Annotated in this window: 6 protein-coding genes; all 6 read right to left on the reverse strand. The window is 72.7% G+C overall.

Annotated features, from left to right (window positions below; genetic code table 11):
• Positions 1-55: 55 nt before the first annotated feature.
• Complete coding sequence (locus ACIRNI_RS31160; protein WP_403556633.1) at positions 56-1693, reverse strand: FAD-binding protein; 1638 nt, start codon at positions 1691-1693, stop codon at positions 56-58.
• A 262-nt stretch (positions 1694-1955) separates the two neighbouring features.
• Positions 1956-3791, reverse strand: coding sequence for a BTAD domain-containing putative transcriptional regulator (locus tag ACIRNI_RS31165; protein WP_403556635.1), 1836 nt, complete (start codon positions 3789-3791; stop codon positions 1956-1958).
• Between the two features lie 314 nt (positions 3792-4105).
• Positions 4106-5668 (reverse strand): aspartate aminotransferase family protein, encoded by a 1563-nt coding sequence (locus tag ACIRNI_RS31170; RefSeq protein WP_403556637.1) that lies wholly within the window; start codon positions 5666-5668, stop codon positions 4106-4108.
• An 11-nt stretch (positions 5669-5679) separates the two neighbouring features.
• Positions 5680-7317 carry an MFS transporter gene (locus tag ACIRNI_RS31175; protein WP_403556639.1) on the reverse strand — a complete coding sequence of 546 codons (1638 nt, stop codon included), beginning with the start codon at positions 7315-7317 and terminating at the stop codon, positions 5680-5682.
• Positions 7318-7350: 33 nt separating this feature from the next.
• Positions 7351-8232 (reverse strand): alpha/beta fold hydrolase, encoded by an 882-nt coding sequence (locus tag ACIRNI_RS31180; RefSeq protein WP_403556641.1) that lies wholly within the window; start codon positions 8230-8232, stop codon positions 7351-7353.
• A gap of 15 nt (positions 8233-8247) precedes the next feature.
• Complete coding sequence (locus ACIRNI_RS31185) at positions 8248-9567, reverse strand: FAD-dependent oxidoreductase (RefSeq protein WP_403556643.1); 1320 nt, start codon at positions 9565-9567, stop codon at positions 8248-8250.
• Between the last annotated feature and the right edge of the window lie 153 nt (positions 9568-9720).

Below are 9720 nucleotides of genomic sequence, written 5' to 3' on the forward strand. Positions count from 1 at the left end.
CCGAGGGTTCGCCTCGCCGTCCGAAGGCCCGCTCCGTCAGCCGGGGACCCTGGGGTCAGGGCCGGATGCTGAGCGCGTGGCGGAACAGGTTGTTCGGGTCCCAGGTGCGCTTGGCCGTCTGGAGGCGGCTGTAGCCGTCCTTGAAGTAGAGCGTGCCCCAGTGGACGCCGGAGGTGTTGAGCGCAGGGTCGGCCAGGTCGGAGTCGGCGTAGTTGATGAACGCGCCGTCGTTGACGCCGCCGGGGCGCGGGACGCCGCCGGTCGCGGCGTGCACGTCGCGGTAGAACTCGCGCACCCAGGCCATGTTCTGGGCGTCCTCGGCCTCGGTGGCCCACAGGTCGATGAAGAGCATCTTGATGATCGAGTCGCGCTGGGCGGTGGCCGTGGCGGTCGACGCGAGCTGGTTGGCCCGGCCGCCGTAGCCGGCGATCTCCACGAGGGCGGCCGGGTTGTTGTAGTCGGTGCGGGTCAGGTGCTTCCAGAACGCCTTGAGCTGGGCCGCGGGGAACGGCTTGCGCAGGTAGGCGGACTTGGCCTTGAAGCGGCCCTTGCCCTCGAAGCCGCTGCCGCCGAGGCCGGGCCAGTTGAGCACGTTGTACAGCCAGTCGACGCGCTTGCGGGTGTCGACGCGGTACGTCAGGCCGGTGCCGGCGACGATCGCGGCGAGGTACTCGTCGAGGAGCCGGTCGGCGTCCGGCACGGCCGAGTCGATCTGGGTGGTCATCAGGAACTCGCCGGCCGAGCGGTGCCGGGGCTTGAGGGCGCTGAACAGCTTGGCGTACGGCGCGGTGGGCGACTGGTTGGCCGCGTGCCACGCCGAGAAGTTGTAGAGCAGCCTGCTGAAGGCGGCCTCGGTCATGCCGGTCCAGGAGAAGGCGACCTCGGAGAGGATCAGCTCTCGGGGCGCCTTCGGCAGGAGCGCGGCCGGGTCGGCGCCGGTCGCGCCCGGGGTACGGAACCAGTACCGGGTGACGATGCCGTAGTTGCCGCCGCCCGCGCCGGTGTGGGCCCACCACAGCTCGCGGTTCGGGTCGTCCTGGGCGGAGGTGGCGACGATCTTGCGGGCCTTGCGGTTGGCGTCGACGACGACGATCTCGATGGCGGCCAGGTGGTCGACGGTGACGCCGTGCGAGCGGGCCAGCGGGCCGTAGCCGCCGCCGGGGACGTGGCCGCCCACGGCGACGGACGGGCAGGTGCCGCCCGGCAGGGTGACGCCCCAGTTGTCGTAGAGCGTCTGGTAGACGTTGCCGAGCCGGGCGCCGGGCCCGATGGCGAACGCGCGGCGCGTCGCGTCGTAGCCGATCTCCGTCATGGCGGAGACGTCGATGAGGACGCGTATCTCGGGGTTGGCGGTGAAGTCCTCGTAGCAGTGGCCCGCGCTGCGCACGGTGAAGCGCAGGCCCTGGTCGAGGGTCTCCTGCACGGCCTGGACGACCTGGTCGGCCGTCTTGGCGACGAGGACGTACGCGGGCGTGCCGATCCAGCGGCCGTTGGCGCCGGTGACGAGCGAGGCGTAGCGCGGGTCGTCGGGCGTGACCTTGACGAGCGCCTCGCCGGCGACGTCCTCGGCCGGGGTGGGCGTGTCGGCGTACGCCTCACCCGCCCAGCCGCCGATCGCCGGGAGAGCCAGGGCGGCGGAGCCGCCGGCTACTGCGCTGTTTCGCAGGAACACCCGGCGAGAAAGTCCGGTCATTGCGGTGTACCTCCGTGAGGATGTGCTGTCCGGGAATTGCGGATATCGCTGTGGGGGTGTGGGTTCGAACCGCATGGGTACGGAACTCGACAACCACAGCCGTTCCTCACGCGGAGGTGGCGTGGATTTCATGACGTTCAGCCCCAATGGCGCCGAACGTTATCGGCCAGTTCCCACCGTCGGGTAACCCCTGGCCAATTCCATTTGTGTGGTCCGTTTGAGATGCCGGAACGCCGGCTCGGCCGGCGCCCCGGCGGGCCGCTCACATGGCGCGGACGCGCGCCGAGCGGGTGTGGGCGAGGACGTCGACGGCGCGCCAGGTGCGCGGCTGCCCTTCCACGGGGGTGTACGCGACGGCGGACGCGGTGGCCGCGCGGGTGGCGTCGCAGACCTGGATGGTGCCGGCGGGGGCGGTGCTCAACAGGCCCTGGCACAGGTCCAGGAGGGCGCCGTTGACGGAGGGCGGCACGGCCTCCCCGGGCCGGAAGCGGACGAGCGCCTGGCCGGTGGCGACGGAGGCGTGCAGGACGGCGCCGCGGCGCGGCTGCGGACCGGCCGGGTACGCGCCGGCGCCGCCGCCGGGCACGGCCGTGGCCAGGGCCTCGCGCAGGGCCGCGGCGGCGCGGACGGCGCGGATGGCGGAGCTGTCGTCGCTCTCGGTGCGGAAGACGCCGAGGGTGACCGGACCGATCGTGGCGACGGGCTCGCCGCCGAACCGTTCGATCTGCCGCTGGGCGGTGGCGCTGGCGCACTCCAGCAGCTCGTCCATGACCTCTTCGGGGTACGCCGTGAGGCCGCCGCCCGGCGCGGGCACGGGGACCCGGGTGCGGGCGAGGAGGACGCTCAGGCGCTGACGCTCCGTCACCAGATCGGTGCGACCGCCCTGTCCGGGGACGGGACGGCGTGCGGCGACCGGCCGGGCGGCCGGGACCGTACGGGTCTGGACTGCTCCGGCGCGCGGACCGTGCGGCGGGGGCACGACGCGCGCCGCGACCGGCCGGCCGGGGGCGGTCCGCTCGGCGAGCGGAGTGGGCGGGCCGCCGTTGACGCGGCCCTGCCGGGCGGCGGCGCCCGGGGTGAGGCCGGGGGTGCCCGTCCCGGTCAGGGGGCGCAGCCGGGCGGGGGCCGGGGCGGCGGCCGCGACGGGGGCGGCCGGGGCGCCGGCCCGGAGGGCGGGCGGTGCGGCCCGGCCGGGGTCCCGGGCGGCCGCGGCGGATGACACCGTGGTGAGCGGACGGTGCCTCTCCGCCCGGGCCGCGGCGCCTCCGTCGGCGGCCGCGGCCGGGCCGGGCCGGAGGGTGGCGCCGCCGCCGAACAGCGGGGCGTCCAGGAGGTCGAGGGCGGGGTCCTGGGCGAGGATCGCCTGCTGGAGGCGGCGCAGTTCGTGCCCGGGCTCCAGGCCGAGGTCCTCGATGAGGGTGGCCCGGATGCGGTTGTAGACGCCGAGGGCGTCGGCCTGTCTGCCGCACCGGTACAGGGCGAGCATGAGCTGGCCGGAGCTGCGCTCGCGCAGCGGCTCCGCCTCCACGGTGGCCTCGATCTCGCCGATGACTGCGTAGTGCTGGCCGCAGCTCAGCCGGGCCTCGAAGTAGTCCTCGAGGACGTCGAGGCGGGCGTTCTGCACGGCCGTCAGTTCGGGCCACATGATGCCGATCTCGACGAGGTCGGCGAGGACGGGGCCGCGCCACAGCTCCAGCGCGCGGCACAGCAGGGTGAGGGCCTCGTCCGGGGCGCCGGCGGCCAGCTTGGCGCGGCCCTGCGCGACCCACATGCGGAAGAGGTGCAGATCGACCCGGTCCGGTTCGACGCAGATCATGTAGCCCGGTACGCGGGTGACGAGCTCCGCGGAGGGTCCGCGGGCCGGGGCGTGTGTGCTCAGCAGGCCGCGCAGGCTCCAGATCGCGTTCTGCAGGATCTTGCGGGCGGTCGCGGGAGCGTTGTCGGTGCTCCAGAGGGCCGACAGGAGCCGGCTGGTCGGGACCACCTGGTTGGCCTGGAGCAGGAGATAGCCCAGGGTCGCGCGCTGTTTCGTCCCCCCGAGGGGGACCGGTACGTCGTCCGTTGCGACTTCGAGCGGTCCCAGCATCCGAAAGCGCATGTCTCCCCCAAGTCCGAGCCGACGGCCCTGCTACTTGCCGGTGAGATTACAAACCAGCAGTCCGGTTTGTCAAAGGACCTATGCCCACCGACTATGCGAGCAGGCCGCCCAGGCAGGGGCGGCGGCCGCCGCAACAGCCCTGACGGAACCGTAAAACAGCAGGCCAGAGGGCCCGGACGGGGGAAGTGTCCGAGCCCTCTGGAGTGCTGCCGACCACCGGGATCCGGTAGCCACGATGTGCGATTTTTGTGCGTACGGCGGGGCGGAGGCGCGATCTTCACCCGGAAAACAAGACCGGGCGGTCTGTTAATGGATCACCGAGGGGCGAGGTCGGCCCCGTCGGTGTCGCGGATGACGGCACACACGTCCCGCAGCCCCGTCTCCAGCCGGCCGATCTCCTCGTCCGTGAGGTACACGGACGGCTCGAAGCGGAGGGTGTTGACGGCGCTGGACGTCGGGAAGACGCGGATGCGGTGCGCGCGCAGCAGGTGTCCGGCCACGAAGTACCCGAAGAACCCGCTCAGCGCCACCTGCCGCAGCGGCTCGGCCGCCGCTCCCGACTGGTCGTGGAACTCCAGCCCGAGCATCAGACCGCGTCCGCGGACGTCCTTGACGACCTCGGGGAAGTCGTCCCGGACGGACCGCAGCATGGTGAGCAGCCGCTCCCCGCGCTCGGCGGCCGCGCGGTAGACGGCACCGCCGTCGGCCTCCATGAGCTCCAGCACCTTCAGCGCGACGAAGCAGGAGAAGCTGTCCTTGGCGAAGGTCGAGCTGTGGGCCAGCTCGAACTGCCCCCGGTACAGCGGCCTGCGGACCAGCATCACCGCGGCCTTGGCGATACCGCCGCCGAGGCTCTTGGCGAGGGTGTAGTAGTCGCCCTTCAGACCGAGCCGCGTGGCGGCCAGGAAGGTGCCAGTGCGGCCCATGCCGGTCTGGATCTCGTCGATGACGAGCGGGATCCCGGTCTCGGCGCACACCTCCTGGACCTCCCGCGCGAACGCGGGGGTCAGCTCGTGGATGCCGCCCTCGCCGAGGACCGGCTCCAGCACGAACGCCGTGAACAGCGGGAAGTCCCGCTCCACGAGCTGGACCTCGCCGCCCTCGACCGCCAGGTCGAGGACGGTCGCCCGCTCCTCCTGGACGATCTTCCGCAGCGCCCCCGGCTGGTCGCGGGGCACGAACCGCGCCTGCGCGGCCAGCGCCCGGAACGGCAGCCGGTAGACCTCGTTGTGGGTGAGCTGGACGCTGCCCGCGAGCTTGCCGTGGAACCCGCCCTCGGGCACCAGGAACAGCGGCTGCCGGGCGAACTGCGCCTCGTTGCGGCGGCGCACCTCGGCGGCCAGCTCCTCCGCGGAGTCGGCGAGGCCTGCGGGCAGGACGGCGGTGCCGTCGGCGACCCGCGCGGTCACCTCCGTGATGTGCCCGTCGATCTCCTCGGCCAGCGCCGCCACGCGCAGGCCGCGGTCGAGCTCGGCGTGCTTCATGGCCGCCTCGTTCGCCTCGGCGCCGCTGTTGGCGAAGATGGCGTAGTACGACTCGTCGTCGCCGCGCTCCCGCTGGATGATCCGGTTGAGGACGGCCGCCACGTCGTTGGCGTACGGGTGGCGGGAGAACTGCGCGTGGACGGGGGTCCCGCCGTCGAGCAGCTCCTTGGCGTACGCGTTGATCTCGGGATGGTTGTGCCCGAGCATCAGCGAGCCGTAGCCGCCGACGAAGTCGAGGACGGGGATCTCGTCCCCGTTCTCGCCGCGCAGATAGAGGGTGTTGCCCTCGCCGCGGACGTACTCGGCGTCGAGGCCGCCGGAGGCGAGTACCTCGAGCAGGAACGGCTCGGCGTACTCCGATCCCGCGGCGTGCGCAGTGGTGCTCTCGGTCATCTGTCGTCCCCTCAGGCCGTGGTGACGGTCTCTTCGCGGGCGCCCGCGGACGCCCCCGCACCGGTCTGCCCGTCGGCCTCGTCCGGGGTCCCGGCTGCCTCCGGCGCGGCTTCGGAGCCGATCGCCGGGATCTGCCGGAGCAGGGCGAGGACGATGACGGCCGTCAGCACCGCGAGCCCCGCGCTGACCCAGGCGGTCATGTGGAACCCGGCGGTGAAGGCGTCGCGTGCGGCAGCGACGAGCTGGCTCGCCTGCTCCGCCGGGAGCGACTCCGCGGCGGCGGTGGCACCGCCCACCGAGTCGCGCGCGGCCTCGGTGGCCGAGGCCGGGATGCCGGCCGGGGCGGACTCGGCGACGTCGCCGCGGTAGACGGCGACGGCGACGCTGCCGGTGACCGCGATGCCCAGGGCCAGGCCCAGGTCGTAGGCGGTCTGCCCGGTCGCGGCGGCGGCACCGGCCTTCTCCGGCGGCGCCGAGCCGACGGCGAGGGCCGTGCCCAGGACGCTGATCGGGGCGACACCGAACATGACGATCGCCAGGCCGATCGAGGCCGGCACGACACCGTCCCGGTCCCCGTCGGCGGCGGCGGTCAGGGCGAAGCCGGCCAGCGTGACGAGCAGGCCGACGGAGATGACGTACGCCGGGCGCATCCGCTTGGCGAGCACCGGGGTCAGCTGGGAGCCGACGATGAGGCCGACCGCGCCGGGCAGCAGCCACAGTCCGGCCGCCAGCGGGGACAGCCCGCCCGCGACCAGCAGGTACTGGGGCACCAGGTACTCGACGCCGTTGAGCGCCATCATGCCGAACAGCAGCGTCAGCAGCGCGCCGGTGAAGGCGCGGATGCGGAACAGGCGCATGTCGAGCAGGGGCGACTCGAGGCCGTTCTGCCGGCGGACGAACACCACCGCGAGGATGACACCGGCGAGGATGGCGGCCAGGTTGACGGTGGACCAGCCGTCCTCGGCGAACTTCTTCACGGCGTAGACGATCGGCAGGATCGCGGCGAGGAACAGCACGACGCTGGCGATGTCCAGACGGCCCGGGTTCGGGTCGCGGTACTCGGGCAGCAGCACGGGCGCCAGGAGCAGCGGCACCAGCATGACCGGCACGCCCATGAGGAACACCGATCCCCACCACCAGACGTCCAGCAGGACGCCGCCGATGACGGGGCCGATCGCGATGCCGACCGAGAGGGAGGTCACCCACATGGCGATCGCCGTGGCGCGCTGCTTGGCGTCGGCGAACATGTGGCTGATCAGGGAGAGGGTGGACGGCAGGACGGCGGCGCCGGCCACGCCGAGGAGGCCGCGGGCGACGATGAGCATCTCGGGGCTGGTCGCGTAGGCGGCGAGCAGCGAGGAGACGATCACGCCGATCGAGCCGAGGATCAGCAGCCGTCGCCGGCCGAGCCGGTCCCCGAGCGTGCCCATGACCACCAGGAAGGCGACGGTCATGAAGCCGTAGATGTCGGTGGTCCACAGCAGCTGGGAGCTGCTGGGCTGGAGGTCGGCCGCGAGGTACGGGGTGGCCAGCCACAGCACACCCAGGTCGGCTGTCATCAGCGTCACCGGGAGCAGCAGCACCAGCAGTCCGAACCATTCGCGTGGTCCGGCCCGCAACTCCGCCGCGGGTGCGGTGTTGGAGGACATGAGTAGAGGGGGTCCCTTCTTCTGCCAGATGGATCAGTACGTCGCGGGGGGTGCCGCGGGCGCGGACTCCGGCGTGCCGTGGGCCCGCACGCGGGCGAGGATCTCGGCGGCGATGGTGGTGGGGTCCTGCTGCGGCTGCCAGTGCGAGGTCTCCTCCAGGGTCACCAGCCGGTAGGGGCCGGTGACGTGCTGGGCGGTCCGCTCGACGGCCAGTTCGCTGACGGCCGTGTCGGTGCGGCTGTAGACGAACGTGGTGGGCACGGTGACCGGGCCGAAGTCGAGCGGGTCGCCGAGGAGGTCGTTGGCGCGGTACCAGTTGAGGGCCGCGTCGAGGGTGCCGGGACGCGTGTGGGTCGTGACGTACCGCTCGATCTGAGCGTCCGTCAGGACACCTTCCCCGGCCTGGGTGAACCAGGCGTGCAGCTGCGCGGCGCCGTCGGCGAGGAAGTGCTCGGCGGCGCCGTCCGACACGAGGAACTTCACGTACTGGGAGCTGCGCTGCTGCTCCTCGTCGACGCGGTACGCGTGCTGGTAGGCGTCCAGGTGCGGGATGGCGAGCGCCGTCAGGGTGCGCACCCGGTCGGGCCGCTTGGCGGCCAAGTACCAGGCGACGGCGGCGCCCCAGTCGTGTCCGACGACGTGGGCGGTCGTGACGCCGAGGCTGTCGAGGACGCCGAGCGCGTCGGCGGCCAGGTGCGGCAGCCGGTACGCGTCGACGTCCGCGGGGCGGGCGCCGGGCGAGTAGCCGCGCTGGTCGAAGGCGATGGTGCGCAGCCCGGCCGCGTGCAGCAGGGGGGCGGTCTCGGTCCAGGACTCCTTGTTGTGCGGGAAGCCGTGGAGCAGCAGGACCGGTTCACCGTCGAGCGGTCCGTCGACGGCGACGTCGAAGACGAGGTCGTCCAGGGTGATCTGCATGGTGGTCGCCGCCCGTCAGTTCCGCGGTCCGGCGAGGGCGGCCTCGATCTCCGGGGCGTGGAGGACCGACGGCGCGTCGACCAGGCCGATGACGCGGGAGTACGCGCGGGCGACGGCCGCGTCGCGGGCGGCGGCGTCCTGGACCTGGGCGATGAAGGCGTGGGCCGCCTGGACCTCGGGGGTCCGCTCGCCCTCGACCTCGGGGAAGCTCAGGTCGGCGCCGACGGCCATCTCCCAGCAGCCGTCGATCGCGTCCGTCGCCAGGTCGCGGAAGTACGCGAGGGCGTCCGGGCGGCGGTTCTCGGCGACGTGCTTGCGCAGCACGAGCGAGCCCATCGCGGCGACGGTCATGCCCTGCGCGTAGCTGGGGTTGAAGCTGCACACGGCGTCGCCGATGACGAGCAGGCCGGCCGGGAAGTCCGTCATGCGCTGGTAGTGCCGGCGCAGGTTGGTGGGGAACTTGTAGGCGACCGGGTCGTCGAGCGGCTCGGAGACCTGCAGCACCTCGTAGATGTCGGGCGCGGCGAGGGACTTGATGAAGCCGAGGAAGCCCTCGGGGTCGGTGGGCGGGTGGTCGCCGAGGATGCCGTACGCGGTGACGATGGCCCGGCCGCCGTCGATCTTCTGGCAGATGGCGCCGCGCGGGATGCCGGCGGAGGCGACGGTGTTGATGGAGATGTTGCCCTCGAACGCCTCGTCGGGCACGCGGTAGTAGCGGGTGGTGTAGCCGAGGCCGATCTTGTGCTTCTCCTCGGGCACGGCCTCGTAGCCCAGCTCCTCCAGCCAGACCGACGTGCGGGAGCCGCGGCCGGTGGCGTCGACGACGAGGTCGGCGTCGAGGGTCTCCTCGGCGCCGTCGCGGGTGACGACGACACCGGTGACCTCGCGGCCGTCGGCCTCGGTGCGCAGGCGGAGGATGGTGGCGTTCTCCAGGACGCCGACGCCGTCGAGCGCCAGCACCCGGTCGCGGACGTGCCGCTCGAGGAAGGGGCGGCTGGAGGTGAGGGCGACCAGGCCGGACTCGACCTGCACCAGGCGCTTGCCGTTGATGATCCAGCGGACGTCGCCGGCGACGTCGCCGGTCTGGGCGCCGTCGGCCCTCATCTCCTCGGTGATCCCCGGGAAGTACTCCTCGGTGATCTGCTGGCCGCGGGCCAGCAGCCCGTGCAGGTGGTGGCCCTGCGGCAGGCCGCGGCGCAGGTCGCCGGGGCCGGTGAGCTCGTCGCGGTCCACGATGAGCACCTCGGCAAAGGTCTCGGACAGCGCCCGCGCGGCGAACAGTCCCGCCATGCTGCCGCCGAGCACTATCGCGCGGCCTTCCCGATCGTTGATCATGGCGTCGATCTCCTTGAATTCGCTTTGGATTCCCGGGGGCGGGGCCACGACGAACTCGCTGAAGAATGCCGTGACTTCGTATCGCGTGAGCCCGCGTAAGAAGGTATCCAGTCACGTTCCACCGGCCGCCCATCGCGCGGCAACGCGCGGGTC

It is taken from the genome of Streptomyces sp. NPDC093546 (assembly GCF_044765045.1).
Classification (GTDB): domain Bacteria; phylum Actinomycetota; class Actinomycetes; order Streptomycetales; family Streptomycetaceae; genus Streptomyces.